Source organism: Streptomyces sp. NPDC088794, assembly GCF_044750545.1.
GTDB lineage: Bacteria > Actinomycetota > Actinomycetes > Streptomycetales > Streptomycetaceae > Streptomyces.
The window spans coordinates 335011-361734 of sequence record NZ_JBIVKB010000003.1 but is presented as its reverse complement, the minus strand read 5'-3'; the positions used below and the strand labels follow the sequence as shown (position 1 = coordinate 361734).

At 70.4% G+C, this 26724-nt stretch carries 24 protein-coding genes; 16 read left to right on the top strand and 8 right to left on the bottom strand.

Going from position 1 to position 26724, the window contains the following annotated elements; translation table 11 throughout:
- The first annotated feature begins 283 nt into the window (after nucleotides 1–283).
- The 4 genes from ACIP6U_RS10695 to ACIP6U_RS10680 all read left to right on the top strand — a co-directional run bounded on the left by ACIP6U_RS10695 (nucleotide 284) and on the right by ACIP6U_RS10680 (nucleotide 4017).
- Nucleotides 284–976, top strand: coding sequence for a hypothetical protein (locus tag ACIP6U_RS10695; protein WP_401714906.1), 693 nt, complete (start codon nucleotides 284–286; stop codon nucleotides 974–976).
- Nucleotides 977–1077: 101 nt separating this feature from the next.
- Complete coding sequence (locus ACIP6U_RS10690; protein WP_401714904.1) at nucleotides 1078–1974, top strand: alpha/beta fold hydrolase; 897 nt, start codon at nucleotides 1078–1080, stop codon at nucleotides 1972–1974.
- A 266-nt stretch (nucleotides 1975–2240) separates the two neighbouring features.
- Nucleotides 2241–3002 (top strand): helix-turn-helix domain-containing protein, encoded by a 762-nt coding sequence (locus ACIP6U_RS10685; RefSeq protein ID WP_401714902.1) that lies wholly within the window; start codon nucleotides 2241–2243, stop codon nucleotides 3000–3002.
- 49 nt (nucleotides 3003–3051) lie between these two features.
- Nucleotides 3052–4017 carry a CHAP domain-containing protein gene (locus tag ACIP6U_RS10680; protein WP_401714900.1) on the top strand — a complete coding sequence of 322 codons (966 nt, stop codon included), beginning with the start codon at nucleotides 3052–3054 and terminating at the stop codon, nucleotides 4015–4017.
- 124 nt (nucleotides 4018–4141) lie between these two features.
- Here the strand turns inward: ACIP6U_RS10680 and ACIP6U_RS10675 are convergent, their stop codons facing one another.
- Nucleotides 4142–4843 (bottom strand): TetR/AcrR family transcriptional regulator, encoded by a 702-nt coding sequence (locus tag ACIP6U_RS10675; RefSeq protein ID WP_401714898.1) that lies wholly within the window; start codon nucleotides 4841–4843, stop codon nucleotides 4142–4144.
- A gap of 101 nt (nucleotides 4844–4944) precedes the next feature.
- Here ACIP6U_RS10675 and ACIP6U_RS10670 point away from each other — a divergent pair, with 101 nt between their 5' ends.
- From ACIP6U_RS10670 to ACIP6U_RS10660, 3 genes are all read left to right on the top strand, one after another.
- The gene (locus ACIP6U_RS10670) at nucleotides 4945–5502 is read left to right on the top strand and encodes a hypothetical protein (RefSeq protein ID WP_401714897.1); all 558 of its coding nucleotides are present in this window, start codon (nucleotides 4945–4947) and stop codon (nucleotides 5500–5502) included.
- Between the two features lie 98 nt (nucleotides 5503–5600).
- On the top strand, nucleotides 5601–7208 hold the full coding sequence (locus tag ACIP6U_RS10665) for a beta-xylosidase (RefSeq protein ID WP_401714895.1): 1608 nt from the start codon (nucleotides 5601–5603) through the stop codon (nucleotides 7206–7208).
- Nucleotides 7209–7366: 158 nt separating this feature from the next.
- Nucleotides 7367–8518: an ROK family transcriptional regulator gene (locus tag ACIP6U_RS10660; protein ID WP_401715534.1), complete on the top strand. Its 1152-nt coding sequence runs from the start codon at nucleotides 7367–7369 to the stop codon at nucleotides 8516–8518.
- A 48-nt stretch (nucleotides 8519–8566) separates the two neighbouring features.
- Here ACIP6U_RS10660 and ACIP6U_RS10655 read toward each other — a convergent pair whose 3' ends face one another.
- A complete protein-coding gene (locus ACIP6U_RS10655; protein WP_401714893.1) occupies nucleotides 8567–9826 on the bottom strand; it encodes an enolase C-terminal domain-like protein in 1260 nt (419 codons plus the stop codon).
- A 297-nt stretch (nucleotides 9827–10123) separates the two neighbouring features.
- On the opposite strand from ACIP6U_RS10655, the gene ACIP6U_RS10650 reads away from it, so the two are divergent.
- The 7 genes from ACIP6U_RS10650 (at nucleotide 10124) to ACIP6U_RS10620 (ending at nucleotide 18628) form a co-directional block, all read left to right on the top strand.
- Complete coding sequence (locus tag ACIP6U_RS10650; protein ID WP_401714891.1) at nucleotides 10124–11500, top strand: ABC transporter substrate-binding protein; 1377 nt, start codon at nucleotides 10124–10126, stop codon at nucleotides 11498–11500.
- A 2-nt stretch (nucleotides 11501–11502) separates the two neighbouring features.
- Nucleotides 11503–12501, top strand: a complete 999-nt coding sequence (locus tag ACIP6U_RS10645; RefSeq protein ID WP_401714889.1) for a carbohydrate ABC transporter permease — start codon at nucleotides 11503–11505, stop codon at nucleotides 12499–12501.
- Complete coding sequence (locus ACIP6U_RS10640) at nucleotides 12498–13388, top strand: carbohydrate ABC transporter permease (protein ID WP_401714888.1); 891 nt, start codon at nucleotides 12498–12500, stop codon at nucleotides 13386–13388. Before ACIP6U_RS10645 ends, ACIP6U_RS10640 begins: the two co-directional genes overlap by 4 nt.
- Nucleotides 13385–14329, top strand: coding sequence for an NAD-dependent epimerase/dehydratase family protein (locus ACIP6U_RS10635; protein ID WP_401714887.1), 945 nt, complete (start codon nucleotides 13385–13387; stop codon nucleotides 14327–14329). Before ACIP6U_RS10640 ends, ACIP6U_RS10635 begins: the two co-directional genes overlap by 4 nt.
- Before the next feature lie 58 nt (nucleotides 14330–14387).
- A complete protein-coding gene (locus ACIP6U_RS10630; RefSeq protein ID WP_401714885.1) occupies nucleotides 14388–15644 on the top strand; it encodes a xylosidase in 1257 nt (418 codons plus the stop codon).
- 95 nt (nucleotides 15645–15739) lie between these two features.
- The gene (locus tag ACIP6U_RS10625; protein ID WP_401714883.1) at nucleotides 15740–16852 is read left to right on the top strand and encodes an ABC transporter substrate-binding protein; all 1113 of its coding nucleotides are present in this window, start codon (nucleotides 15740–15742) and stop codon (nucleotides 16850–16852) included.
- 207 nt (nucleotides 16853–17059) lie between these two features.
- Nucleotides 17060–18628, top strand: a complete 1569-nt coding sequence (locus ACIP6U_RS10620) for a cellulose binding domain-containing protein (RefSeq protein WP_401714881.1) — start codon at nucleotides 17060–17062, stop codon at nucleotides 18626–18628.
- A 161-nt stretch (nucleotides 18629–18789) separates the two neighbouring features.
- On the opposite strand, the gene ACIP6U_RS10615 is transcribed toward ACIP6U_RS10620, so the two are convergent.
- The 4 genes from ACIP6U_RS10615 to ACIP6U_RS10600 all read right to left on the bottom strand — a co-directional run bounded on the left by ACIP6U_RS10615 (nucleotide 18790) and on the right by ACIP6U_RS10600 (nucleotide 22239).
- Entirely contained in the window at nucleotides 18790–19482 is a 693-nt protein-coding gene (locus tag ACIP6U_RS10615) for a response regulator (RefSeq protein ID WP_401714880.1), read from the bottom strand.
- Nucleotides 19479–20645 carry a sensor histidine kinase gene (locus tag ACIP6U_RS10610; protein WP_401714878.1) on the bottom strand — a complete coding sequence of 389 codons (1167 nt, stop codon included), beginning with the start codon at nucleotides 20643–20645 and terminating at the stop codon, nucleotides 19479–19481. Before ACIP6U_RS10610 ends, ACIP6U_RS10615 begins: the two co-directional genes overlap by 4 nt.
- Entirely contained in the window at nucleotides 20642–21478 is an 837-nt protein-coding gene (locus ACIP6U_RS10605) for a lysostaphin resistance A-like protein (protein WP_401714876.1), read from the bottom strand. The genes ACIP6U_RS10610 and ACIP6U_RS10605 overlap by 4 nt, the downstream gene beginning before the upstream one ends.
- Before the next feature lie 275 nt (nucleotides 21479–21753).
- Nucleotides 21754–22239 (bottom strand): GyrI-like domain-containing protein, encoded by a 486-nt coding sequence (locus ACIP6U_RS10600; protein WP_401714874.1) that lies wholly within the window; start codon nucleotides 22237–22239, stop codon nucleotides 21754–21756.
- A 405-nt stretch (nucleotides 22240–22644) separates the two neighbouring features.
- Here ACIP6U_RS10600 and ACIP6U_RS10595 point away from each other — a divergent pair, with 405 nt between their 5' ends.
- Together ACIP6U_RS10595 and ACIP6U_RS10590 are read left to right on the top strand one after the other, a co-directional pair.
- Nucleotides 22645–24246, top strand: coding sequence for a phosphodiester glycosidase family protein (locus ACIP6U_RS10595; RefSeq protein ID WP_401714872.1), 1602 nt, complete (start codon nucleotides 22645–22647; stop codon nucleotides 24244–24246).
- 165 nt (nucleotides 24247–24411) lie between these two features.
- The gene (locus ACIP6U_RS10590; protein ID WP_401714870.1) at nucleotides 24412–24954 is read left to right on the top strand and encodes a pyridoxamine 5'-phosphate oxidase family protein; all 543 of its coding nucleotides are present in this window, start codon (nucleotides 24412–24414) and stop codon (nucleotides 24952–24954) included.
- Between the two features lie 68 nt (nucleotides 24955–25022).
- Here ACIP6U_RS10590 and ACIP6U_RS10585 read toward each other — a convergent pair whose 3' ends face one another.
- Together ACIP6U_RS10585 and ACIP6U_RS10580 are read right to left on the bottom strand one after the other, a co-directional pair.
- Nucleotides 25023–25898, bottom strand: a complete 876-nt coding sequence (locus ACIP6U_RS10585) for a class I SAM-dependent methyltransferase (RefSeq protein WP_401714868.1) — start codon at nucleotides 25896–25898, stop codon at nucleotides 25023–25025.
- Between the two features lie 245 nt (nucleotides 25899–26143).
- Nucleotides 26144–26713, bottom strand: coding sequence for an ROK family protein (locus tag ACIP6U_RS10580; protein ID WP_401714867.1), 570 nt, complete (start codon nucleotides 26711–26713; stop codon nucleotides 26144–26146).
- Nucleotides 26714–26724 lie beyond the last annotated feature (11 nt).

Sequence of the window (26724 nt, the reverse complement as noted above, 5' to 3'; positions counted from 1 at the left end):
CTGCGTGTCCGTTGCACACAATCATGTCGGGGGAGAGCAAGAGATGAGTGCCTGGAATCCGCAGGGTCCACAGCCGCCACACCACCCACAGGGTCCTCCTGGTCCTCCGGTGCCGCCGCAGCCGTACCCGTACAACGTCCCCCCTCACCAGGGCGGCTATCCACCCCAACCGCCCCCGTACCCCTACCCCTACCCGCCGGGGTTTCCGCAACCGGTGCCACAACGCGTGGGAGTGTTCCGCAGAATGTGGCGGGCCGGCGGTCCGATCGCCATCGCACGCAGGGTGTTCAGGCCCTCGCGCCCGGACCGGGTGGAGGACGCGGTGGTCGCCAAGATCCAGAAGATCCGGACGTACGTGGGTCTCGGCGCCGTGCTCTGGGTGGCGTACTCCTACAAGCTGGTCGACTCGGCGAGCGACGCCGCGAGCGATCGGCTCAACGACTCCTGGATCAGCATCCTGGTCCTTGCCGTGACCTTCCCGGTCTTCATCGGCTGGTTCGTCCTGCTGGCACGTCCGCCGGCCCGGCGGCAGTTGCTGCGGCGCGCGGCGAAGCCGTCCGGCGCGGTGCTGGCGATCATCGGCGGTGTGGCCGTGTTCCCCGCCGCCGTTCTCTCCGGTCTCGTCGACGGAAAGCTGGCCGTCAACCCCGTGATGTCCGTGGTCAGTTGGCTGCTCACGGTGGCGACTCTCGTGTGGGTCCTGCCGTTCGTCATCTACGGCATGGGGCTGTCCCTGCTCCACGTCTTCCGCACCGTGGACATCCACGAGACCGTGCCGCCGCTGCTGACGATGACACTGGTGTGGGAGATGGCACTGGTCAACCTGTTCACCGGCTCCTACGCGGGCGTGCCGGCAGGCGTGCGGATCGTCCTTCTCCTCGGAGGCCCGCTGTCGGTCACCGCGGTCGGCTACTGGGAACTGCGCAGACTGCGCGCCAACTACGGTCTGACCGTGCGCGGTGCGCTCATGCGTTGACGGTTCTCCTCGGCCATTTCCACCGTAACTCGGGGAGTGGGCGAAAAACGTCAGACCGTGGTTCGTTCTTTCGCGCTCCTGCCGTGGTTACCGTCCTGGCCATGGCAGAAGCGACAGCACACAACGTCGGCCCGCCCGGGATCGAGATCGCCTACGAGCGGTTCGGTGACCCGGACGCTCCGGCGGTCCTCCTGATCACGGGGGCCGGCGCGCAGCTGATCAACTGGCCGGAGGGGTTCTGCCAGGCCTTGGTGGGCCGGGGAGTTCAGGTGATCCGGTTCGACAACCGCGATGCCGGCCGGTCGACGCACCTGCACGACGCACCCGTACCGGACTTCGCGGCGGCGCTCTCCGGAGACCTCTCGTCGGCGTCGTACACCCTCGCGGACCTGGCGGCGGACTCCGTCGGCCTGCTCGACGCGCTCGGGCTCACGGGCGTCCACCTCGTCGGCTCCTCGATGGGCGGAATGATCGCCCAGATGATCGCGATCGAGCACGCGGAGCGGGTCCGCTCGCTGACGTCGATGATGTCGACGACCGGTGAACCCGGCATGGGGGAGGCCGACTTCTCGCTCTTCGCCGCACTGGGTCCACCGCCGCAGGACCGGGAGGACTTCATCGAGTGGCAGGTGCGTGCCCTGCGGCTCGCCGCGTCCCCGGGCTTCGCCTTCGACGCGACCGCGGCGGCCGAGCGAGCCGGACAGGTCTTCGACCGGGGATACGACGTCCTCGGCATGCAGCGCCAGGGCCTCGCGGTCGTGGCGACAGGGGACCGCACCGAGCGACTGCGCGGTGTACGGGTGCCCACGCTGGTCGTGCACGGCGCCGCCGACCCCGTGTGCGACATCAGCGGCGGTCGCGCCACGGCCGGCGCCGTGCCGAATGCCGACCTGTGGATCGTGGAGGGAATGGGCCACAACCTTCCGCACGAACTGTGGCCCCAACTCGCCGCCCGCATCGCCGAGCACGTCCATCACGCCGAAACGGTGACGGCGTGACCTGACCTCGCGGCGCGGTCGCCGAAGCGGCGACCTCCCTCGACTCCGCTGTCGGCACGTTCGGGTCAAAGAATCGACCGGGTATCCGCAAAAGACTGTCCTCCTGCGCCCGCCCTCACCCCCTCGGCCCTAGTGTCGCTGGCCGGGCGAAGTCGGGGGACCTATCGGTGGACGTATACGCACAGCCTCACCCTGCGCTGAGAGAACTGCTTCAAGGCGCCTATCACGCGGGAACGGAGACTCTCCATCCAGGTGAGGTCATCGCGGTGCCGGCGAGCCTGTCGGTGTCGTTGAACCTGAACGTCGGCGAGCCCCTGGCTGGTCTGCCCGCCGCGTACGCGGCCGGCCCCGGCTTTCTCTACCGGTATGGCGGGGGCGAGTCGTCCTCGGTGCAGGTGGCGTGGATCGGGCTGCGGTTGACGTTGCTCGGCGCCTACCGGCTGCTCGGCGCGCCCCCGGCCGAGCTGGCCGGGCAGGTCGTCGACCTGGCGGGGGTGTTCGGGCCTTCAGGGCGCGTCCTGGCCGAGCGGTGCCGGGCCGCACGCAGCCACCGGGAGCGGTTCGCCCTGCTCGACGCGTTCCTGCTGCGCCGCTCCGCCGAAGGGCCGCGGCCCCGAGCGGAGGTCGTACGGTCGTGGCAGTTGCTCTCCCGCACCGCCGGGCGGGCCCGGATAGCGGAACTCGCGGCGGACGTGGGGTGGAGCAGCGACCATCTCGGGCGTGAGTTCCGGCGACAGGTGGGGCTGCCGCCCAAGACGGCGGCACGGTTGATGAGACTGATGAACCTGCTCGCGTGCGTCGGCGCGGAACGCACGCGCTGGCCCGAGTTGGCGGCCGACCACGGATACAGCGACCAGTCGCATTTCAACCGCGACATACGGGAGTTCACCGGCATGTCCCCTTCGGAGTACGTCTCCCGGCTCCGGCCGTGCGGCTGCCTGGGCGCGGACCCGAAGCCCGCCCGCTCGTCCGGGTCCGCGAGCGGGGCATCGGATTCGTTCAAGACGGCGGCATCGGCGCGTTCGTAACCTGCGGCGGAGATTCCACTCGCCACGAAGGACGCCCACAGAGGACGCCATGCCTTTCGCACACATCAGTCTGCCCCTGCGCCGGTGGGGCATCGCCGTGACCGCGCTGTTCACCCTGGCCTTCTACTTCTCCGCCCCGGCCCCGCCGGCCCACGCGGACATCGTGCTGGGAGACGTCCAGAGCATCGCCGACATCGCGCGCGGCCAGACCCATCGCTTCGAGAGCCTCGGAGAACCGGGGCGGGTCTGCGATCCCGGATATCTGACGAGTTGCAGCGGCAACGGCGGCAAGGGTGAATACTGGTGCGCCGACTTCGCCCGGTGGGTGTGGGACCGGGCCGGCTTCCACACCGAGTACCTCAACGCCGCCGCCGCCAGCTTCAAGACGCAGCGCGCCAGATACGGCGGTGAGCATTCTGCGCCGCGGGTCGGCGACGCGGCCCTGTTCCACGACGTCTACGGAAACCAGAAGGGCGTGGTCCACCACGTGGCCATCGTGGTCGCGGTCGACGGCGGTTCGGTGACCATCGTCAGTGGTGACGCCGGAGGCGAGGAGAACACCAGGGGCCCCGAGGGCGACGAACAGGCCCACTTCGCGCACACCTCGAAGGTCCGTGAGGACACGCTCGGCTCCGCACCGGGGACGATGTTCGGAGACTCCGAGGCGATCGACGGCTACGTCAGCCCCGTGCCCAAGAGCCAGCCACTGAACGGCGGCGGGGGAGGCGGGGGCGGAGGTGCCGGCGGCGGGGGCGGCGGCTCCGACAAGCTCTGGATGAAGACCTTCGCAACGGCCGCCGGACGCGATCACGGCGGCAAGCTGTACGCCGGACGCAACTACGTGTTCTGCCGCGAGTGGGGCACTCAGGTGGGATCGGGAAGTGCGTACAACCACTGGTGGCTGTACACCGACATGGACACCGGCGGCCGGGACTTCGTCTCCGCGTACTACCTCAGTGGCCAGGGCAACGACGTCGCCAAGGACGTCAATGGCCAGGACATCCATACCTGTTGACGCCGAGCATGTGTTGCTGATGCCGGTCCCGCCTCTTCTCCGCCACGGTGGAGAGTTCAACCAGAGAGCGGGGCCGGCGCTCGTTTCTGGGCCACGCGGCCGGTCGAGCGTGCTCCGGGCGGGGTCACGCGTTGGGCGGCGAGCACTCGATGTCGGCCACCGTCGTGGTGGCCGAGGACGCCTCGCCGGGCGCGGCGGAGGCAGCGGACTCGTCGAGCCCACGGGCGGCGTGGATCCGTACGAGCCCGTCGATGCCGCGCAGCAGGGTCTCGCCGGCCAGGACGGGGTCGCCGAGGTAGCCGCCGCTCATCGCGCCGTCGCGGACCATGACGAAGTGCCGCCCCGCGTGCTCGGACTCGGCGACCGTGATCTCCGCGAACAGCCCGGTGATCGTCCGCAGGAACCATGCGCGGTGTTGTACGACGGCACGGTGGACCGGGTGGTCGGGATCGGGGAACTCCGTGGCCGCGTTGAGGAAGGCGCAGCCGCGGTAGCCGGGCGACCGGATCTGCTCGACCAGGGACGCGCCGATGCCCCGCAGGATGCCGTCGGGCGGCGCGTCCGTGGCCGTAAGGGAGTCGATCTGGGTGCGGATCGCCTGGTCGACGCTCGCGATGTAGGCGACGGCGAGGTCTTCCTTGCTGCGGAAGTGACGGTAGAAGGTGGCATTGGTGACCTTCGACTCGGCGACCAGGCGGTCGACGCCCACCGTGTGGATGCCCTCCGCGTAGAAGAGCTGCCCGGCCGTCCTCAGGAGCCGCTCCCGGGCCTCGGAGACTCTCCTGCCGGTGCCTGTGGCGCCTTCTGTCTGTGTCATGTCACCCATCCTAGCGGGTAGAACGCTCTCTCTTGTTTTGAAGGGAGACGTATGTCAGGCTGCGAGGTAGAGAGACCGTTCTCTCTTCCATCTACTCGCAGGAGAACCCCATGGCATCCGCCACCTCCGCCGCGCACGTCGGCGCCACGCCCGCCCTGCGCCGGCTGTACGTCATCCGCTTCGTCTTCGCCGCCGCGTGGGCGGTGCTCCTGCTGCTGTCCGGCTCGGACCTCACCGTCGCGGCCAGGGTGCTGCTGTTCGTCTATCCGGCCTTCGACGTGGCCGCGGCCGTCGTCGACGCCAGGTCGGCGCGCACCGACGGGCCGGTGAAGGGTCTGTACGTCAACATCGCCGTCAGTTCGCTGGCCGCCGTCGGTGTCGCGGTCGCCGGCGCCTCGGGCGTCGCCGACGTGCTGCGCGTCTGGGGCACGTGGGCGGTCGTGTCGGGGCTGATCCAGCTCCTCGTGGGCGTCGCCCGCAGGCCGATGGGCGGCCAGTGGGCCATGATCGTCAGCGGCGGCATCTCGGTGCTGGCCGGCGCGAGCTTCATCCGGGGTGCGTCGCAGGACGACCCGTCGCTGACCTCCCTCGCCGGATACGCCACCCTCGGAGGGATCTTCTTCCTCGTCTCGGCGTTCCGCCTGACCCGCTCCACCCGCAGGGGCTGACCGGGGTCACTCGCACTCCCGGTGCCGCTTTCCGCAGGAGACGCCCTGCTAAGCTCCTCTCAATCAAATCGATTTATTATCGCGATGCGGGAGGGGCTGTGCCAGAACGCCCGAGCGGGGAAACACCCATCCACATCGACGCCGACGCGGCAGCGGAGGGCGAGCCGCTCGCCCCCTTCTGGCGCAGGGTGGTCGGCGCCGGACGCGCCAACGAGGGACTGCGCGCGGACTGGCAGCGCCAACTCGTCGCGGCCCGACGCGACTGCGGGTTCGAGTACATCCGCTTCCACGGCCTCTTCCACGACGACATGTTCGTCTACACGGAGCGTGCGGACGGCACGCCGGTCCACAACTTCCAGTACGTCGACGCGCTGTTCGACTTCCTGCTGGACACCGGCGTGCGCCCGTTCGTCGAGTTCGGCTTCAGCCCACGCGCCCTGGCCCGCGAGACCGACACCGTCTTCTGGTGGGGAGCCCACGGCTCACCGCCCGTCGACCTGGACAAGTGGGCCGGCCTGATCGACGCCACCGTCCGCCACTGGGTGGGGCGTTACGGCATCGAGGAAGTCCGCCGCTGGTACTTCGAGGTGTGGAACGAGGCGAACCTCCACGGCTTCTTCCGCGGTACGCGCGCGGAGTACTTCGAGCTCTACAAGGTCACCGCGCGTGCCGTGAAGGCGGTCGACGCGCAGCTGCGCGTGGGCGGTCCCGCCACCTCCAACTTCGTTCCCGACGGCCGCTTCTCGGGCGAGCAGGAGGACGTGGACCTGCGGATCGTCGCGGGCCGCGACGACATCGACGAGCTGGGGTGGCGGCCGGTGTGGGTGGAGGAATTCCTCGCTTTCTGCGCGGCCGAGGAACTGCCCGTCGACTTCGTCTCGACCCACCCCTACCCGACCGACTGGGCGTTGGACGAGCACGGTCAGGGGGAGAAGCTCACCCGCGGCAGGAACGCCACGCCCACCGATCTGCGGCTGCTGCGCGACCTGGTCGCCAAGAGCCCCTTCCCGGAAGCGGAGATCCACCTCACGGAGTGGTCGTCCTCGTCCTCGCCCCGCGACCACACGCACGACACCGTGCCCGCGGCCACCTACGTCGTCCGGTCCGTGCTGCACTCCGTCGGGACCGTCGACTCCCTCGCCCACTGGACCTTCACCGACGTCTTCGAGGAGGGCGGCGCGGGGGACGAACTGTTCCACGGCGGGTTCGGCATGCTCACCCTGCCCGGGATCCCCAAGCCGACCTACCACGCCTACCGCATGCTGGGCGCGCTCGGCGACCGGCTTCTCGACCTCGGTGAGGACCACGTCGTCACCAAGGACAGGGACACGGGCCGGATCGTCGTACTGATCCACCACTACCCGCAGGAGGAGCCGAAGTCGGTCCCGGCCTCCTTCGACGACCGGGCGCTCGCCGAGGCCACGCAGGCCAAGGGGCGTCCGCGCCCTCTCCGGGTGCGCCTGACCGGGCTGCCGCCCGGGGCCTGCTTCGAGGTGGAGAGCCTCGAACCGGGGCACGGAGACGCCCTGGGTGCCTGGCGCGATCTCGGTTCGCCCGCGGCGCCCACCCGCGAGCAGCTCGCCCACCTGGACCGGCGCGCGCACGCGACCCGCCTGGAGGCCGTGTGCGCCGACACGGAGGGCGTGGTGGACTACGGAGCGCAGGTGCGGCCCTGGTCCGTCATCATGGTCCGGCAGGTGTCGTGATGGCCGCCCGTCGAGCGGGTGTCCGGGGGAGCGCGGGGCTTGAATGGCCGTCGGGTGCCGCGTGCCGCTGTGCGGCGGGCGCGCACCGTCGTGAGGGGGACAGGTAAGACGTGAGCGCGAGAAACACGGCGATCCGGCGGGGCACGAACCTGCCGCGCATGGGCGACTTCAACGAGTCGGTCATCCTGGACGCCATCCGCCGCCATCCCGAGGGGCTCAGCCGCGTCGAACTCGCCCAGTCGACCGGCCTGTCGGCGCAGACGGTGTCCAACATCTGCCGCCGGCTGATCGACCAGGGCCTGGCCGAGGAGTCCGGCAAGCAGTGGAGCGGCGGTGGCGGCAAGCCGCGTACCCTCCTGCGGGTCGTACCCGGAGCCTGCTACGCGCTCGGTGTCCACCTCGATCCGGCCGTCATCACCTACGTCCTGCTCGACCTGCTGGGCACGGTGGTCGCCCAGCACGGCGAGCCCACGCCCCTCGGTGTCGACACCGACCAGGTCATGACCGAGATGGCCCGGTCGGTGACCGCGCTCGCGGAGGGTTCGGGCGTCGACCGCGACCGGATCCTGGGGCTCGGCATCGCCGCTCCCGGTCCGCTCGACGCGCAGCACGGGTACGTCGTCGATCCGCCCGAACTGCCGGACTGGGGCAGCGTTCCGCTGCGCGAGCGGCTCGCCGCCGAGACCGGGTTCCCCACGCTGCTGGACAAGGACGTGATCGCCGCCGCGGTGGCCGAGCGGTGGGTCGGCGCGGCCAGCCAGACCCGGGACTTCCTGTTCTTCTACCTGGGCACCGGCTCCGGCATGGGCCTGGTAGTGGAGGACTCGGTGCTGCGCGGGGTGTCCGGCAACGCGGGCGAGGTCGGCGGCCTCGGTGCCGCCTGTTCCACCAAGGCCCTGGTGGACGAGGCCATCAAGGAGGGCGCGCTGGGGCACGAGTTCACCCCGATCGGCCCCCAGGACGCCCGCCGCAGCCTCGACGAGCTGGCCAGGCGGGCGAGAGCGGGGGAGGAGCCGGCCGCCAGCGTCGTGCGGCGCTGGGCGATCCGTATCGGGCGGGGCGTGTGCGCCGCCGCGACCCTCGTGGACAGCGACACGATCGTCTTCGGCGGGCCACTGTGGCCGCAGATGTCCGGGCCGTTCCTGGAGGTCATCGAGCCGATGGTCGCCTCGTCGCCGTTCGTGAAGGCCGTGCACCCGACCGTCGTGACCACCACGACGATCGGTGAACACGTGGCCGCCGTCGGGGCGGCCTGTCTCGTCCTCGACCAGAGCCTCTCCGCGCAGCCGAAGAGCCTCCTCCTGCGCTGACCGGACGCCGGCCGGGGACGATCGCCCCGGCCCTCGGCGGACGGCGGGTCAGGGGCGATGGGCGCTGCCGTCGGTGGCGCGCAGCAGGGCCCAACGGTCGTGCTGGAGCGGTGCGGTGACGGGGTGGCGGGCGGCCGCGTTCTCGTCGAAGTCCACGCCGAGCCCGGGCGCGGTCCAGGCGTGCAGGGCGCCTCCCTGGGGTACCGGAGCGCCCGGGAAGACCTCGCGGGTGGCCTCCGTGAAGGCGGCCGCCTCCTGCACGCCGAACGCGGGAGAGCTGAGGTCGAGCGCCAGGTTGGCGGCCATGCCGACGGGGCTGACGTCACCGGGGCCGTGCGGGGCCGTACGCACCCCGAACAGCTCGCAGGCGGCCACCAGTTTGCGGGTCGGGGTGAGGCCGCCCAGAGTCGGGATCCTGATCCGGGCGAAGTCGATGAGGCGTTCGGTCAGCATCGGCAGATACGCCTGCGGCTCGCTGTACAGCTCGCCGACCGCCAACGGCACGGTGCCGGCCGCACGCAGCTGCGTGAAGTGCGCCGCGTCCTCCGGGGTGAGTGCGTCCTCCAGGAAGAACAGCTGCGCCTCTTCGACGGCACGGACCAACTCCCGTGCCTGCGAAGGCGTAAGACGCTCGTGGGCGTCGTGGAGCAGTTCCACACCACTGCCCACCCGCTCGCGTATCTCCCTCAGTACGGGCGGGACTTGCCGCAAGTAGCTCAGCGAATCCCAGCTGCCCGAACGCAGTTCGCGCCGGCGCGCCTCGGCCGGGTCGGCGGGCGCGGTGCCGTAGGTGTCGGTGCCGGGCACCGCGACCTGCACGCGCACGTGCCGCCAGCCCTCCTCCGTCGCGGCCAGGACCCGGTCGGCGATCTCGCCCGCTTCCTGTCCGTCCACGTGCGTGTAGGCGTCGGCGGCGTCCCGAACCCGTCCACCGAGCAGGGAGTACAGGGGCAGCCCCGCCGTCTTGCCCTTGATGTCCCACAGGGCGACGTCGATGCCGGCCAGCGCGTTATGGGCGATCGAACCCCCGCGCCAGTAGCCGCTGTTGAGCAGCAGCCGGTGCAGGTCCTCGATGTCGGCCGGATCGCGGCCCAGCAGCAGGGGGCCCAGATAGTCGTCGACCACGGCACGGATCGCGGTGGTGCGCTGTGGATCGCTCGCGCAGCCCAGCCCGTACAGACCCGGCTGGTTGGTCTCCACCCGGACGATCACGTACGGGCAGCCCTGCGGGGCGCAGGTGAAGGTGCGTACGGCGGTGACGCGGACCCCGTCCGCCGCGCCGGCGGACCAGGGAGCCGGAGCCAGCACGGGTCGCGGTGCGGTCGGAGCGGGCCCGGGGCGCGGTGCGGGGGAAGCCGGAGAAGGAGACACGAGCGAAGTCCTGTTCAGTCGTGACGGCCGCGGCGGCCGGGGACCGTGCGCGGATTCTCGGGTTGTGACAAGCGTTGACACCGTACATCAACTCGATTTAGATACCCGTGGCTGAGCCGCCCCGCCCCTTTGTGCGCAGAGGGCCCAGGCAGAGGGCCCAGCACACTCCGGCACGTCAGCGGGCAGCGATTCGCCAGCGCGGACCGCGAGCCCCCTCGAGAAAGGGCCGCTTGCGTGAGTCACAGCCCTCCGTTCCGGCGCGACCGCCGCCGTCTCCTCGCCCTCGCGCCGGCCCTCGCCCTGGCCGCCGCGGGCTGCGGGCGCGGCCAGGGAGCCGGTGACGGCAACACCCTGACGATGTGGACGTTCAAGCAGTCCCACGTCAAGGCACTCCAGAACGCCGCCACCCGCTTCACGGCCGCCACCGGCACCAAGGTCGCGGTGCAGGCCATCACCCCCGACGACGCGTTCCTGACCAAGGTGCAGGCCGCGGCACGGACCAACGACCTGCCCGACGTCATGGAGGTCCACGCCAACGGCGACGACCTCTCCTTCGGCGGCGCGGGACTGCTGGAGGACCTTCAGGACACCGTCGACGACACCTGGCTGGCCCGCTATCTGCCGCAGGTGCGGACAGACGGCACCGTCACGAAGCAGCAGTACGAGAACTCCCTCGTGGAAGGCGCCAAGACCATGGGCGTCAAGGAGGGCCAGCGCTTCAGCGTGCCGCTGACCGTCGGCACCTTCGGCATCGTCTACGCCGACCGCGCCCGCCTGTCCGCCGCCGGTGTCACCGAACCGCCCTCCAACTGGGAGGAGTTCATGGACGCGCTGGCCGCCGTGCACCGTACGGACCCGGGCACCGGCGGCATCACCATCGGCGTCAAACAGCCCTCCACCGCGCTGGAATGGCTGATGCAGCCGATGGCGTACGGGATGCTCGGCAAGCAGCGCTTCGAGGCGCTCTTCGGGCGCGACGCGGCCAAGGGGTTCACCTCTGCGGACGGACAACGCGTCCTGGAGACCTACGGGCAGATCACGCCGTACTGGATGCCGGGCACCGCGGCCAAGGCCATCGACGAGGCCGACCTCTCCTTCGCCCAGCAGAAGTCGTCGTTCCTGGTGGGCGGTACCTTCACGCTCGCCTTCCTCGCGGAGAACGGGCGCGACACCAAAGGCATCATGACCTTCCCGGTGCCCTCGCCCCGGCGGGCCGTGATCCCCGGTCTCCAGCTCGCGCCGTTCGCCCTGACCGGCCTGTCGGTCACCCGCACCTCCCCGCGCAAGCGGCAGGCCCTGGAGTGGCTGCGCTTCCTCTCCCAGTCCGATACCGCAGCCGCCTTCGGCCGTACCGCGCTCGACGTGCCGCCCAACACCCTCACCGGCGCCGACCGCACCGCCCTCGGCCCGTTGCTGACCGGCATGCTCGACACCTTCGGCACCGGCGACGACGCCTACAACGCCGGCTACACCGCCTACCGGCCGAGCCTGTACGACGCGGGCAAAGTCGGCGCGGTCCTCGCCGAGTTCACCCCGCTGAAGGAGGCGAACGCCCGGCAGACCGGCAACCGCATGGGCTCCATGATCAAGTCGAACTGGGCGGAGCAGTAGCCATGACCCTCGACCTCCCGGCCTCCACGACCGGAGACCTGCCCGGCCCGACCCCCGCCCGCACGCGCCGCTTCACCACCCGGGCCGAAGGACCCCGCAGGTCGGCCCGCCTGCGCGAGACGGCTTGGGGCTACGCCTTCATCGCCCCGGCCCTGGTGCTCTTCGGCGTCATGGGCGTCTACACGATCGTCTACGGCTTCTCGCTCAGCTTCGCCCAGTGGAACGGCTTCTGGCCGCACTGGCGCTGGGTGGGCCTGAAGAACTACACCGACCTCCTCGGCAACAGCCCCACCTACGCACCCATCGTCAGGACCGCGGCCGTCAACACCCTGTACGTGATGATCGCCGTACCCGTCCTGACCGTCCTCGTCAGCTACCCGCTGGCCCTGGTCCTCAACTCGGTGCGGCGCCTGCAAGGAATCCTGCGCTCCATCTACTTCCTGCCCTACGTCACCAGCGGCATCGCCGTGTACTTCGCCTGGCAGTACATCCTCCAGCCGGACGGCGCGGTCAACCTGCTGCTGAAGTCGGTCGGCATGGGCTCGCTGTCGCAGCCGCAGGGCTGGCTCGGCAACCCCGACACGGCCCTGCCCACCCTCATCGTCGTCATGGTGTGGTCCGCCGTACCCGTCGCCACCCTCCTCTACCTCACCGGCCTCCAGTCCCTGGACGGTTCGCTCCTGGAGGCCGCCGCCCTCGACGGAGCCGGAGCACTGCGCGTGGCCACGCACGTCGTCTGGCCGTTGATGCGCCCCATCACCCTCGTGATCACCCTGCTGAACCTGCGCGACGCGCTCCAGGGTTTCCAGCTGTTCCTGATCATGACCAACGGCGGACCCGGCAACGCCACGGACGTCCTCGGCCTGGAGACCTACCGGCTCGCCTTCCTGTCCGAACTCTCGCCCACCCTGGGGCTGGCCAGCGCCCTGGGCTGGCTGCTGTTCGTCGCCGCCCTCGTCGTCGCCTTCATCAACCAGCGGGCCCTGCGGAGGCTGGGATGACCCTCACTCTGACCCCACGACCGGCCACCGCCCCCACGACCCGGGCACCCCGGCGCGGAAAACCGGCCGGAGCCCTGGCCGCGCGTATCGTCGTGGTCCTGGTCCTCGCCGCCTACGCCGCGATCAGCCTCTACCCGTTCCTGTGGATGGTGTCGGCCGCGTTCAAGACCAACGCCGAGGTCGTCTCCGGCGGCCACCTCATCCCGCACCACCCCACCGGCCGGACGCTCGCCGATACCTGGAACAAGCTCGACTTCTTCCACTACTTCACCAACAGCGTCAAGGTCACGGTGCTGACCACGGTCCTGGTCGTGGTCGTGTACGCCGCTGCCTCCTACGCCTTCGCCGTGCTGCGCTTCTCCGGAAAGCGCCTGTTCTACCGGCTGTTCCTGGCTCTGCTGTTCGTGCCCGGAGTCGTCACCCTGCTGCCGATCGTGCTGCTGGAGAGCAAGCTCGACATCCTCGGCACCCACTGGGGCCTGGTCCTGCCGTTCGTGAACGGCAGCGCGCCCCTGGCGGTGCTGATGCTGACCAACGCCTTCACCACCGTCCCCACCGAACTGCGCGAGGCCGCCCGTATCGACGGAGCGGGCGAACTGCGCATCTTCGCCCGCGTCTACCTCCCGCTGGCCCGCCCCGCCCTGGTCACCATCGCCCTGCTGACGGCGATCCCGACCTGGAACGAGTACCAGCTCACGCGGATCTCGCTGAACGACCCGCACACCTACACCCTCCCGATCGCCCTCCAGGCCATGCAGTCGGAGAACGTCGTGCAGTACAACTCCCTGATGGCCGCCGCCCTGATCATGGTGGTCCCGGTGATCGCCATCTTCCTGTGCGCCCAGCGGTACTTCGTGAACGGACTGATGGGAGCGGTCAAGGGATGACCTCGCAGAACAGGACCGCCGGCGACATTCCCCGCACCGCACTCGTCACCGGCGCCGCGGGCGCACTGGGCACCGCGGTCACCGCTCATCTCGCCGCCCGCGGCTGGACCGTGGTCGGGACCGACGCCCGCCCGGTCGAGCACACCGAACACCTCGCGGCCACCACGCAGGGCGACCTGAGCGACCCGGCAGCCGTCGAGGCCGCCTTCGACGCGACCGTCGAACTCATCGAGCCCGGCGGCCGGTTGGACGTCGTCCACCTGGCCGCCATCCCCGCACCGGGCATCGTCGACGAGTACGAGACGCTCCGCAACAACACCATGAGCGCCTACACGGTCTTCCAGGAGGCCGGCCGGCGCGGGGCCCACCGGATCGTGGGCGCCTCCAGTGCGGCCGCGGTCGGCCTGGCCTGGGCCGACCGCGACCAGGCCCCCCGCTATCTGCCGATCGACGAGAACCACCCCGACCTGACCATCGACTCCTACGGACTGTCGAAACAACTCAGCGAACAGGCCGCCGCGTTCACCACCCGCCGCTGGGGGACCACCACGGTCATGCTCCGGTTCCCGTTCGTCGGCGAGGGCCCGCGTCTTGAGGCACGGCTGGCGGAAGTCGCCGACGACCCCGCCGTCAACCGCCGTGAACTGTGGGCCTGGCTGCACACCAAGGACGCCGCGGAGGCGGTACGAGCCGCCCTCGCGGCGCCGTTGACCGGCCACCATGTCGTGAACGCCGCCGCCCCGGACACCTCCGCCCGCCTCCCCACAGGCGAACTGCTCCTGGCCCACTACCCCGACACCGCGATCCTGGCCGGCATCGGCCGCCACGGCTCCCTCTTCGACAGCACGCGCGCGCAAAGGCTGTTGGGCTTCACACCTCGCCATGGCTGGCGAACTCCGGTGCGCAGCGCACCGGGTGCGCCGGGCGGCGGGCAACCCTGACCCACGTACATCTGCCTCCGGCCTCACTCCCCCCACCGCACCGAGAGGACCCCCACCCATGGCCATCACCCGCCGCCAGGCACTCGCCCTGGCCGCAGGAACCGTGTCAACCGCCGTCCTGCCGACGGCCGTTGCCCGAGCCACCACCCGGACCGCGCCGCAGACCGACGCCAGCCCGGTCGGCGACGTGGTCGGCAAGGTCACCGTCGGCTACCAGGGCTGGTTCGCCTGCACCGGCGACAGTGCCCCCATCAACGGCTGGTGGCACTGGAGCCCCGACATGTCCAAGGCTCCCGCCCCCGGCGCCAACAGCGCCAAGTCCTGGCCGGACGTGCGCGACTACACGGCCACGTACCGAACCGACATGCCGAACCTGAACGGCGGTTCCCCTGCCACCCTCTTCTCCTCCTGGGACCAGCAGACCGTCGACACCCACTTCCGCTGGATGCGGGAGAACGCCATCGACACGGCGGCGCTCCAGCGCTTCAACCCGTTCGGCTCCGAAGGCCCCACCCGCGACGCGATGGCGCAGAAGGTCCGCTCCGCCGCCGAGGCCAACGGCCGGAAGTTCTACATCATGTACGACGTCACCAACTGGACCACGATGGCGAGCCAGATCAAGGAGGACTGGACGAGCAAGATGTCCGCGCACACCCAGTCCTCCGCCTACGCCCGGCAGAACGGCAAGCCCGTGGTGTGCGTCTGGGGCTTCGGCTTCAGCGACGACGCCCGCCCGTTCGGCGCCGCCGAGTGCCTCGACGTCGTCAACTGGCTCAAGGACCAGGGCTGTTACGTCATCGGAGGCGTCCCCACCCACTGGCGCACCGGCACGGAGGACTCACGGCCCGGCTTCTCCGACGTCTACCACGCCTTCCACATGCTGTCCCCGTGGATGGTCGGCCGCATCGGCACCGCCGCAGACTCCGACAACTTCTACCAGAACGTCAACCAGCCCGACCTCGCCGACTGCGCCGCCCACGGCATCGACTACCAGCCCTGCGTCCTCCCCGGCGACCTTCAGGACCGCCAGCGCGCCCATGGGGACTTCATGTGGCGGCAGTTCTACAACATGGTCCGCCTCGGCGCGCAGGGCATCTACATCTCCATGTTCGACGAGTTCAACGAGGCCAACCAGATCGCCAAGACCGCCGAAACCGCGGCCGACGTGCCCGCCGGGTCGGGCATCTACGCCCTCGACGAGGACGGCACGTCCTGCTCCGCGGACTACTACCTCCGCCTGACCGGAGACGGCGGACGGATGCTCAAGGGGGAGATCGGCCTGACTTCTCAACGCCCGACACCCGTACGGGTCTGAGCGCGCAGGGGTGTGGAGCGGGGAGGCCGGCACGGCCTGACATTCGACGATCCGGGTAACCTGCGACCGAGTCGTCACGGGGGAGATGTCAGCACATGAACGCGCCGTCAACGGCATCCGGAACGGAACCGACCGACGGATCCGCCGTCAGGATCGGGGCGCTCGTTCCGCTCACCCGGCCCGGCTGGGTCGAGGCGGGCCGGCATCTGCTGGCCGGACTCGAGCTGGCCGTCGACGAAGTGAACGGCGCCGGCGGCATCGCAGGCAGCCCGATCGAGCTGGTCGTCCGGGACACCGCGGCGGATCCGCAGAAGGCCACGGCCGCTGTGGACGAACTGGCTCGCCTGGGCGTGGCGGCCCTGGCGGGGGAGTACCACAGCGTCGTGGGTCGTGCCGCTGCCGCCCGGGCCGACACCCTCGGCGTGCCGTTCCTGTGCTCGTCCGCGGTGCTCGACGCCCTCACCGACGAGCCGACGAACTGGGTCGCGCGCCTGGCCCCGCCGCAGTCGCGCGGCTGGAAGGTCTACGCGGACTTCCTGCTCGACGCGGGTCACAGTCGTATCGCCGTGGCAGCCCAGCCGAGCGTCTACTGGGCGTCCGGGATCCGCATCCTGCGCGACCACCTCGCTCCACGCGGCGGCACCGTCACCGAACTCGACATGAGCGTGCTCAGCCCCGCGGAGGTCTGCGACGCACTCGTCGACCATCACGCGACAGCCCTCCTGCTGCTGACCGGCTTTCCAGAGCCGGCCGTCTCGATCGTCAAGGCCGTCCGCCGCGACCAGCGCTTCGCCGAGGTGAGGATCGGTGCTCCGGCCGGACAACCGGAGTTCGCCGAGTGGGCGAGGCTGCTGGGCGACGACGGCGCCGCGATCCCGTTCCTGCGCTACCTGCCCGAGACCCTCAGCCCTCTCGGCGCACGAGTCGAGAAGATGCTGGGCGGGCGGTTGGGCGAAGCGCCCTCCTTCGTCGCCTTCGAGGGCTACGACACGATCACCGTCCTCGCCGAGTCACTCCGTTCGCACGGCACGGACCGGACACGCATCGCCGAGTCCTGGGGGCGCGTCGCGGTCGAAGGGACGCGCGGACAGATTCGGCTCTCCCGCGTGGAGGGCATCGGCGTCTGGCAATGGGTCTCGGCGCCGGTGCAGGTCGTCGACCGTGATCCGGCGGAACCCGGTCGCCTGCGGATCCTTCGCGTCGACTGAGGGGTGGGGGAAGCCCGACTGTCGGCACGCAGGCCTTCTTCCGGGGGCGAGTTCCCTCGATCCGGCGTACCGGGAAGACGCTCACGCTCCGCTCAGGTCTTGACGCGCGGTTCACCGCTCTGTACGTACACAGACAGAGCTTTGGTATGGACCAATCAGATGCAGTCTCTTGCGCCCACCCGGCGCCCAACCCCCCTGGAGACAGCAATGCGCAGACCCTCGGCACTCCTCGCCCTGCTCGTAGGGGTGCTGCTCGCCGTTCTGGCCCCACCGGCCTCCGCCGCCACCACGCCCACGGCGACCTTCGCCCAGACCTCGACCTGGTCCGGCGGCTACCAGGGCGCCTACACCGTCACGAACTCCGGCAGCACCACCCTGTCCACCTGGACGGTCGAGTTCGACCTTCCCTCCGGCACGACGGTCGGCTCGTACTGGGACTCGCTGCTCACCCAGAGCGGCAGCCACTACACCTTCAAGAACCGTGAGTACAACGGCAACCTGGCGCCGGGCGCGTCCGCCACCTTCGGCTGGGTGTCGGCAGGCACCGGCACCCCGACGAACTGCAAGCTCAACGGCGGGTCCTGCACGGGCAGCAGCGGCACCGACACCACGGCGCCCAGCGTGCCGGGCGGAGTGACCGTCGGCTCCGCGACCGGTTCCTCGCTGACCGTGCGATGGAGCGCGTCGACCGACAACTCCGGGTCCGTCGCCGGATACGAGGTCTCGCGCGACGGCGGAACGCCGGTCGCCGTCACCGGCACGTCGTACACGGCCACCGGGCTCCAGGCGAGCACCGGATACGCGTTCCGCGTACGGGCCCGGGACGCCGCGGGCAACCTCTCCGCCTACAGCACGGCCGTCACCGGCACGACCACCGCGGGCGGCGGCCAGCAGCCGGGCGCCGGGCTGTCCACCGCACCGTACGTCGACATGGGCGCGTGGCCCACGCCGAGCATGCCGGCCATGTCCTCGGCGAGCGGGATCAAGAGCTACACGATGGCCTTCATCACTGCCTCTGCCTGCAAGGCGATGTGGTTCAACGCCTATGACCCGCGCGATGGTTGGGCCAAGGACCAGATCGACGCCATCCGGGCCGGCGGCGGTGACGTCAAGGTCTCGTTCGGCGGCGCCAGCGGCATCGAACTGGCACAGGCCTGCTCCACCGTGGACGCGCTCTACACCGAGTACGACGCGGTCGTGAACGCGTACGGACTGAAGTACGTCGACTTCGACATCGAAGGCGCCGCCACCGCCGACCCCACCTCCGTCGCGCGTCGCTCCCAGGCCATCGCCCGCCTCCAGCAGGCCCATCCCGACCTGCGGGTCTCACTGACCCTGCCGGCGCTCCCGGAGGGACTGACGACGGACGGCCTGAACGTGGTGCGGTCGGCACGCGACGCGGGTGTGAACCTCGACGTCGTCAACGTGATGGCCATGGACTACTACCGCAACGTCGACTACGGCGACGCCGCCGTGCAGGCCGCACAGAGCACCTTCGCCCAGCTCAAGACGCTCTACCCCGGCAGCAGCGACGCCCAGATCTGGGCCAAGGTCGGTGTGACGCCGATGCTCGGGCAGAACGACGACGGTCACATCTACGACCAGGCCGACGCCCGCCAGTTGGTCGCCTTCGCCAAGAGCACACACCTCGGTGAACTCGCCTTCTGGGAAGCGACCCGTGACCGCAACGCCTGCACGGGCGCGCTGTACATGTGCACCAACATCGCGCAGTCGCCGTACGAGTTCGCGAAGATCTTCGCGGGCTACACCGGCTGACGAACCGAACGTCCCCGTGTGCGGCCGACGAACCGTCCCGTGCACGGGGACACGGTGGGGGACATCCCTCTGTCGTCCGCCGAACACATCGTCCTGAGCCGCGGTTCGCGGCCCGGAACGCCGCCCCCGCGAGCTGCCGCCTTCGGTGTCACTGATCCGCCTCAGGTGACGAGGCCGTGCCGGTAGGCGTAGACGACCGCCTGGACACGGTCGCGGAGGCCGAGTTTGGCGAGGATGCGTGACACGAACGTCTTGACGGTCTCCTGGCTGATCACGAGCGTTCCGGCGATCTCGCTGTTGGACAGGCCGTCCGCGATGAGGCGGAGGACCTCCAGTTCGCGGGGGGTCAGCGGGATGTCGTGCGAGGTGCGTTCGGTGGGACGGATCCGGGCGGCGTACCGGCCCACGAGTTGGCGCGTCACCTCGGGGGCCAACAGGGCCGCGCCCGAGGCCACGGTCCGTATGCCGTGCAGGAGTTGGGCCGGTGGCGCGTCCTTGAGCAGGAAGCCGCTGGCCCCCGCGCGCAGCGCCTCGTAGACGTACTCGTCCAGGTTGAACGTCGTCACCACGAGGACCTTGACGGGATGCGCGACCCCGGCGCCGGCCAGAATTCGGGTGGCCTCGATGCCGTCGAGCAGCGGCATGCGGATGTCCATCACCACGACGTCCGGGCGCAGTCGGCCGGCGAGATCGACCGCGGCCTGCCCGTCGCCGCACTCGGCCGCCACCTCGAGGTCGGGCTGGGCGTCGATGATGGTCACCAGGCCGGTGCGGATCAGTATCTGGTCGTCGCAGACCAGGACCCGGATCGGCGCGGTCCGCGCGGTCGGGGCGGGGGACGCCTCGGATGTCACGACGGGCTGCCCGAGGGGATGCGCGCCCGGACGACGAAGCCCCCGTCCGGCTGCGGTTGTGCGCTGAAGTCACCGCCGAGGACGTCGACCCGTTCGCGCAGGCCGACCAGACCCCGCCCGCTGCCGCCCGGGAACGCCGCCCGCGGACCGGAACCCGCTGTGCTGACCGCCACGGTGATCTCCTTCGTCCCGTGCCGCACCTGGACCGAAGTGCGGCTTCCGTGGGCGTACTTGAGGGCGTTGGTCAAGGCCTCCTGCACCACTCGGTAGGCCACGAGGTCGGCGCTGCCGGTCGACTCGGACGGCGTGCCCTGCTCGGTGAACTCCACCGGTTGCCCGGCCCGGCGGGTCTGCTCGACGAGCGTGAGCAGCCTGCCGACGGGCGGTGTCCTCGCGTCCTGGCCGGCCTCGGTCCCGTGGTCCGGGTTGAGCAGGTCGAGCAGGTGCCGCAGGTCGGTGATGGCCCGTCGGCCGGTGTCCGAGACGGCTGTCAGGGACTGGTCGAGGCGGTCGGGCGAGGCGGTCAGGTAGCGGGCCGCCTCGGCCTGTACGACCATCGCCGTCACATGGTGGGTCACCACGTCGTGCAACTCACGGGCGATACGGGTGCGTTCGGCGGTGCGGGTGTCCTCGGCGAGACGCCGGCCGCGTTCCGACTCCGCGATGCGGGCGGCGCGCAGCCACGCCCCGGCGCCCCAGGCGAGCGTCAGTACCAGGTAGAACGTCACGAACTCGCTCGGCGGCTCGCCCGAGCCGAGCCGGGAGAGCGCGACCGCCAGCAACACGTACGCCGCCGAGAACAGCAGCGCGGTCGCGTGCCGTCTGCGCCGCAGATGCAGTCCCGTGCTCACCAGCGCGACCAGCAACGCGGTACCGGCGACCAGGTGGTAGCCGCGCAGTTGGTCGGCGGCGAAGCCGAGTGACACCAGGGCGAGGCAGCAGGCGGGCCACCGCCGGCGTACCGCGAGCGGGAGGCATTCGAGGACGATGACCGCCGCGGTCCACGCGTCGAAGGGGCGCTCCGGCACGCCGCCGAGCCGCGTCCCGTGCCGCTGCCACACCGGCAGGAGCGCCACGCCGAGGAGCAGCAGGCCGAGCGGGAGGTCCCGGGCCGTGACGTCGAGTCGTCGCCAGCCGTCCTGGAGCCGCCGAAGAGCGATCACCGGGAAACTGTATCGGTCGCCTGTGTCCGGGCCACCCGCCCGCGGCGGGGCACCAGTTGGCCGCGGCGGCGTGCCAGCCACAGGAACGCGGTCATCGTCAACAGGCCGACCAGCACCGCGTACACGCTTCCCTCGGGGCCGAAGTCGCCGCCGGTGACCAGCTTCGACCCCGACAGAGAGGCGTCCAACAGTCCCTGCTTGGTGTCGTTGCCCGACACCCCGGTGCTGAAGATGCCGGACTCGGCGAAGTTCCAGCCGAAGTGCAGGCCGATCGGCACCCACAGGCTGCGGGTGGCCGCGTACGCGGCGGCGAGCATGCCGCCCGCCTCGATCGCGATGGCGAGGGCACCCCACAGGCTGGCGTGCGGGTTGGTCAGGTGGGACAGGCCGAACAGCAGACCGGTGAGGGTGAGCGCGAGCCATGTGCCCAGACGCTCCTCCACGATCCGGAACAGGACGCCGCGGAACAGCAGTTCCTCCGTCACCGCGGCGGCCGCCATGAACCCGATCAGGCCCACCGCGCCCGACACCGAGCCCAGACCGTCGACTTCGTAGTCCCCGAGGAGAGCGAGGTTCACCACTACGACGGTGAACAGCGCCCATCCGATCAGGGTGCCTCGGCCCATCGCCTTCGCGGCCCCTTCCCGCGCCACCTCCGTTGCCTCGCGCCGCTCCGTCCGCCGTACCACCCACCGGTAGACGAACACCGCGAGCGCGGCCGTGGCGCCGCCCAGCAGGAGCGTGAGCACCGCGTTGTCCTGCGCCGCACCGACGGCCAGGCTGCCGATGAAGGCGACCGCCGCGACGGCCGCCAACTGCCATACCAGCCTCATGAGATGTCCCTTCGTCCGGAGCCGCGACAGGAGTTCCGCGGCTGTTCCGAACGCTAGGGATCCGGCGCTCCGAGATCGTCACCGCACAGTGGACACCTGCGCGTAGCTCGCACGGGGGACAAGGCGGAGCCGCTCGTCGATATGAGATGGTCCGTCACGGCGTCACCACAAGCGCTGTCACAAACGGGATCGGCGACCAGGCGGTCTCCCGCTTCCTCGCGACGGGAGAGCGGCCCGTACACGACCTCCACTGCCTATGAGCCCGGGCAGGTCCGTCAATCCGCCACCGCCCAGTTCAGCTCGGTACGTAGGTCACGCGGGTCCATGTCCGGGGACGGCTGCGTGACGTAGGTCTCCCACCTGTCCTCTCCCGCGGGCAGGTCCTGCGCGCGCATCCAGGAGTGCAGCCGTTCCCAGGAGGACCCGAGACCGTCGAACGATCCGAAGTGCGTCAGCCGCGCGATCCGCCCTCCAGGGAGCGAACCGACGACAACGCCGTCCTCCGGCTGCACCGCGCGGTCCGTGACAAACCCGACCTCCAGGTCCAAGGTCTCTCCCGGCGACCCGTGGTAGAGGCCGAAGGCAGGACTGAGCACAGTGATTCCCTGCGCCCCGATGGTCCGCGCCAGGGTGCTGAAGGAAGCATCGAAGAAGTCGCGGAGGCCGGCCGTCGAGACGACGCCACGGACAACGGCTGTCGCCACCGGATCCAGATGCGCAAGTTCCGGCTCCGAGGTACCGCCCACGCTGTCAGATCCCATACGGTTCACGTCGCTCCCATGCAGTTCCAGGATCAGTCAGGACCTGTAGACCTGACGCACGCCGAAAACTCATCGTCCCGACGGGCGGCCGCCCGGAAGCGGCCGGGGCAGCGCATGCGCCTCCTGACTGATCCCCCTGGATCAGCCGGCACGACTCGCCCGACTCATCGACGAGTTCACGCACACCTCCGACCACTCCGACAAGCCCGAACGGCCCCCGCGACCCCCGTCGTCCCGACGCGGGACACGGCCGGATTCCGTCCCCGCCTTCGACGACGGCACGGGAGAGTCGGGCAATCTTCGTGTGGCCTTCACCTCGGGGAGCGGGGACACGTTTCCCCGTATGGGCTGTGATCGGTTCAAGCGGTCAACGAGTCGCGTCCGTTGCGGCAACCGGGAGGATCCATGAACGAGAACGGGACCAGGCGCAAGACCATGGGAATCGCGACCGCGGTGCTGGTCGCCGTCGCACCGTTCGTGCTCTCCGGCCCGGCGTCGGCGCAGGCGGAATCCCGTGGCCCGGTGAGTTCTGAGTGGACGACGCAGACCGTCGCGCCCGGTGTCCAGGTGCGGACCGGCACGATCCGCAACGCCGCTGCCGTGCCGACGTGGACCGTCACGGTGCAGGCACCGACGACCAGCCGTCTCACCGGCGCCGCGGCCTGGGCCGAGGTGGGCCCGCGCTCCTGGGCCGACGAGACCGGCGCGCGGTTGAAGGCAGCTGGATTCCAGCCGCGTACCGAGACCGTCCGGTGGCCGCGGTACGCCGACACCCCGCACGGCACGATGGGGCTGCGCGTACGTGTGGGTTCCTACGCCGACCGGCCCGCGGCGCAGGCTGTCGCGACCTCCGTCAACGCGGCCGGGTTTCATGCCGTCACCGAGTGGACCGGCTACGAACCCGAACAGCCCGCGGACGTGGAGAACATCCATGTCGCGGTCGTCGACCCGCGGACGTTCTCCGGCACCGTAGCGGGCACCCATGACGGCAACGTGGCCCAGCGCGAGACCACGTCGTCGGTGGCCGGGAAACTCGGCTCGCTCGTCGGCGTCAACGCCGGCTTCTTCGTCATCTCCGGCTCCGACGGCGTGCCGGGCACCCAGTCCGGCATCGCCGCCTACGACGGGGAGTTGGAGTCGATGGCCGTAGGGTCCCGCGCCGCGCTGATCGTCGAGGACGGAGGGCGGCGCTTCCGGGTGGCGGACCTGACATCGACGGTCACCGCCGGCTCGGGCGCGTCGCGTTACGCCGTGGAGGGCATCAACCGGGTCCCCGGCACCGTACGGGACTGCGGACGTCCCGGACTCACGCCGAGTTCGCTGCCCTGGCAGGACGTCACCTGCCACACCAATGACGACCTGGTCCAGTTCACCCCCGCCTTCGGCGCGAACCTGCCCACCGGCGCCGGCACCCAGGTGGTGCTCGACGCCACGGATCGGGTCGTGTCCACCGGCGCCCGGGGCGGCCGTGTCCCGGCCGGTGACACCGTCCTGCAAGGCATCGGCACCGCGGCGGACTGGCTGACCTCGCACGCCACGGTCGGGCAGCGCGTCCCGGTCACCGAGGTCGTACGGGACACCGAGGGCCGGCGCGTCCGGCTCGGGCGGGGCGACAGCATCGTCAGCGCCGCGCCCACCCTGGTCGAGGACGGCCGTCTCAGCATCGACGCCGCCACCGAAGGCACGCTCGACCCGAAGGACCTCTCGTTCGGCTACGCCTGGTCCAACATCCGCCAACCGCGCACCATGGCCGGCATCGACGCACGCGGCCGTCTCCTCCTGGTCACCGTCGACGGCCGTCTCACCGGCGGCAGCGAGGGATTCACCTTGCAGGAGGGCGCCGAGTTCATGCGCTCGCTCGGTGCCGTCGAGGCCCTCAACCTGGACGGCGGCGGCTCTACGGCGATGGCGGTGAACGGCAAGCTCGTCAACGCCCCGTCGGACGCCACCGGTGAGCGCGCTGTCGGTGACACTCTCCAGGTCCTGCCGCAGCCACGTATCCGCTAGGGGCTGGTTGGATTCCCCGCTGTCGGCCCCTGGCCGGCCCTGCCTGTGCTGCCCCTCCGTCCGGCCGCGGAGGAAAATTCGGCGTGGATGTCGAGAACGGGATGACGGCTCCGTCCCAGGGGCAGAGGCGGCCATCGTGGTCGCACGGCTCTCAGGAGGCCCGCCATGACGAACGACCGGATCACCGAGATCCTCCAGCGCCCGCTGAGCCAGGAGCTGCTGGCCCGTGACCTGTGCCGCCTGGCGTACGTCGCCAAGGACGGGACACCGCGGAGCATCCCGATCGCCTTCGCCTGGAACGGCAGGGAGGTCGTGATGTGCACGTCGAAGAACGCTCCGAAGCTGGCCTCGCTCCGTCACAACCCGACCGTCGCCATCACGATCGACACGGAGGTGCACCCGCCCAAGATCCTGCTCGTCCGCGGAACTGTCGAACTCGACGAGGTCGAGGGCATTCCCGAGGAGTACCTGGAGATGAACGGTTCCTACGGCATGACGGCCGAGCAGCGGGTCGTGTGGGAGGCCGAGGTCCACTCGCTGTACGACGGCATGGTGCGCATCGTGATGACACCGACCTGGGCCAAGCTGATCGACTTCGAGACGACCCTGCCCAGCGCGGTCGAGGAACTCGTCCAGCAGCGTGCGGAGCGTCAGCAGCGCGGTGGCGACGGTGTGCGGTCCGACGAGCCGGACATGTCGACGTCATGACGGTCCAGTGCATGGAGTGAGCGGCCCGGCCCTCGACCGGAGAGGGGTGCGTGCAATCCGGGCTGGATTCAACCCTGTTGGGCGATGGCGACGCGGCCCGAGCGCAGTGCCGTACGGCCTTGCGCGCTGGACTCCAGGCGATGCGCGATGGCCAGCAGGTCTTCGTCGGAGACGACGCGCAGCCCGTACTCGGCGAGGAGAGCCGCCATCTTCCGCGGCTTCCACAGCGAACGCCACGGCTCGCCCGCCGTGACCGAGCTGCTCAGGACACGCGCGACCAGTCGGCCCGCGGACGCCTTTGCCGACGGGCTCTGGTAGTTGAGGACGAGCGTGCTCCCTTGCGCGGAACGGTCGGCGAAGGCACGCACCGTGGCCCGCACTTCGTCGCTTGTCAGGTAGGGGACGACCCCCTCCCAGATCCAGGTCGTCGGCACGGACGCGTCATGACCGGAGGCCTCAAGTGCGCGGCCCAGGTCGTCGGTTGCGAAATCCACCGGAGTGAAGCGCAGGGAACGAGCCGCGACGGGCGGTGCGTCCGCTGTCGCCAGGCGTTCCTGTTTGTCCCGCTGGGAGGCCGGGTGATCGACCTCCCATACGTCCGTGTCCGCGAGCTCGGGCAGCCGCCACGCACGCGAGTCCAAGCCGGCGCCGAGCACGACCAGTTGGGGAGTTCCATGGCTGCGTACCGCGTCGTCGATCGCGACCGTGCGCGGCACGACGACCTCGGCGCAGGCGCGCACACTCTCGTAGGTCGTGCGTGCCTTCCAGCCGGTGGGGGGAGTGCCTGCGCGGACCTCGTCCACGGGGGCCCGCTCGGGGTGCCGTAGCAGTCGTACCGCCACCGGGTCCGTGAACCGGCCCACCGCGAGCCTGCCGTCGGCCGCTGCCCGCCCCTGGCAGACCAGGATCGCCGTTCGGCTCGCCGTGCGCTCGATGTCAGTCATGAGCGGTAGTCAATACCATCCTCGTGGGATGCGAGGTGCGCGCGTGTTCTACGGGGGCCGCCTGGCAGCGGTCGATCGGCAGGCGATGTACTCACCCTTATGCTCTTCACCCCAGACCCTGTCGTTCCGGACTGGCCGCACTGCGGTGACGGTGTCACCGGCGGGGACCGCGCCGGCTGCAAGGGGCGCTCTGTCGCCCCGCATTCGGCCTGCCTGGCACACCTCTCCGATGTCGACCGCGACGTTCACCTTGCGAGCCTCGACGCGGGCCACGACATCGACCACCGGGGTACCACGTTCACCGGCGAACTGCTCTGCCGACTGCTCGACGCTCTCAAGGACACCGCCACGAACCACCCACGTCTCGGCGACGTGCGCTTCTCGTCGGCCACCTTCGCCGACGACGCGGATTTCGAGTCAGCCGCATTCACCGGCGACGCCTGGTTCGACTCGGCCACCTTCTCCGGTTTCGCCTGGTTCGAGGCGACGAGTTTCGCCGAGGACGTCGACTTCCGTGCGGCGGTGTTCGAGCGAGCGGGGGAGGTGGGGCCGCTGGTCTGCGGGAAGACGGTGCTGCTGTCGGGGGCGCGGTTCAGCGAGCCGGTGACGCTGTCGATCGCGGCCCGGCGCCTGGAGTGCCTTCGGACGCGCTGGACCTCCGAGACGACGGCCGCGGTGGCGTCCTTCTCGATGAGAACCGGCAGTCCGGTGGCGAGTTGGAGTGCCGTGCGCAGCTCCACCCGCTGCCAGCCGGGCAGCATCGGGGGGTTGAGCACGACGCCGGTCTCGGGATCGAGCGGTCCCGGCGACGCCACGCCGACGCCGA

Bases quoted from the DNA above. Each gene is read 5' to 3' on its own strand.
- ACIP6U_RS10690 (WP_401714904.1), top strand. From the start codon at position 1,078: ATGGCAGAAGCGACAGCACACAACGTCGGCCCGCCCGGGATCGAGATC.
- ACIP6U_RS10680 (WP_401714900.1), top strand. From the start codon at position 3,052: ATGCCTTTCGCACACATCAGTCTGCCCCTGCGCCGGTGGGGCATCGCC.
- ACIP6U_RS10675 (WP_401714898.1), bottom strand. From the start codon at position 4,843: ATGGGTGACATGACACAGACAGAAGGCGCCACAGGCACCGGCAGGAGA.
- ACIP6U_RS10670 (WP_401714897.1), top strand. From the start codon at position 4,945: ATGGCATCCGCCACCTCCGCCGCGCACGTCGGCGCCACGCCCGCCCTG.
- ACIP6U_RS10660 (WP_401715534.1), top strand. From the start codon at position 7,367: ATGGGCGACTTCAACGAGTCGGTCATCCTGGACGCCATCCGCCGCCAT.
- ACIP6U_RS10645 (WP_401714889.1), top strand. From the start codon at position 11,503: ATGACCCTCGACCTCCCGGCCTCCACGACCGGAGACCTGCCCGGCCCG.
- ACIP6U_RS10640 (WP_401714888.1), top strand. From the start codon at position 12,498: ATGACCCTCACTCTGACCCCACGACCGGCCACCGCCCCCACGACCCGG.
- ACIP6U_RS10635 (WP_401714887.1), top strand. From the start codon at position 13,385: ATGACCTCGCAGAACAGGACCGCCGGCGACATTCCCCGCACCGCACTC.
- ACIP6U_RS10630 (WP_401714885.1), top strand. From the start codon at position 14,388: ATGGCCATCACCCGCCGCCAGGCACTCGCCCTGGCCGCAGGAACCGTG.
- ACIP6U_RS10625 (WP_401714883.1), top strand. From the start codon at position 15,740: ATGAACGCGCCGTCAACGGCATCCGGAACGGAACCGACCGACGGATCC.
- ACIP6U_RS10620 (WP_401714881.1), top strand. From the start codon at position 17,060: ATGCGCAGACCCTCGGCACTCCTCGCCCTGCTCGTAGGGGTGCTGCTC.
- ACIP6U_RS10605 (WP_401714876.1), bottom strand. From the start codon at position 21,478: ATGAGGCTGGTATGGCAGTTGGCGGCCGTCGCGGCGGTCGCCTTCATC.
- ACIP6U_RS10600 (WP_401714874.1), bottom strand. From the start codon at position 22,239: ATGGGATCTGACAGCGTGGGCGGTACCTCGGAGCCGGAACTTGCGCAT.
- ACIP6U_RS10595 (WP_401714872.1), top strand. From the start codon at position 22,645: ATGAACGAGAACGGGACCAGGCGCAAGACCATGGGAATCGCGACCGCG.
- ACIP6U_RS10590 (WP_401714870.1), top strand. From the start codon at position 24,412: ATGACGAACGACCGGATCACCGAGATCCTCCAGCGCCCGCTGAGCCAG.
- ACIP6U_RS10585 (WP_401714868.1), bottom strand. From the start codon at position 25,898: ATGACTGACATCGAGCGCACGGCGAGCCGAACGGCGATCCTGGTCTGC.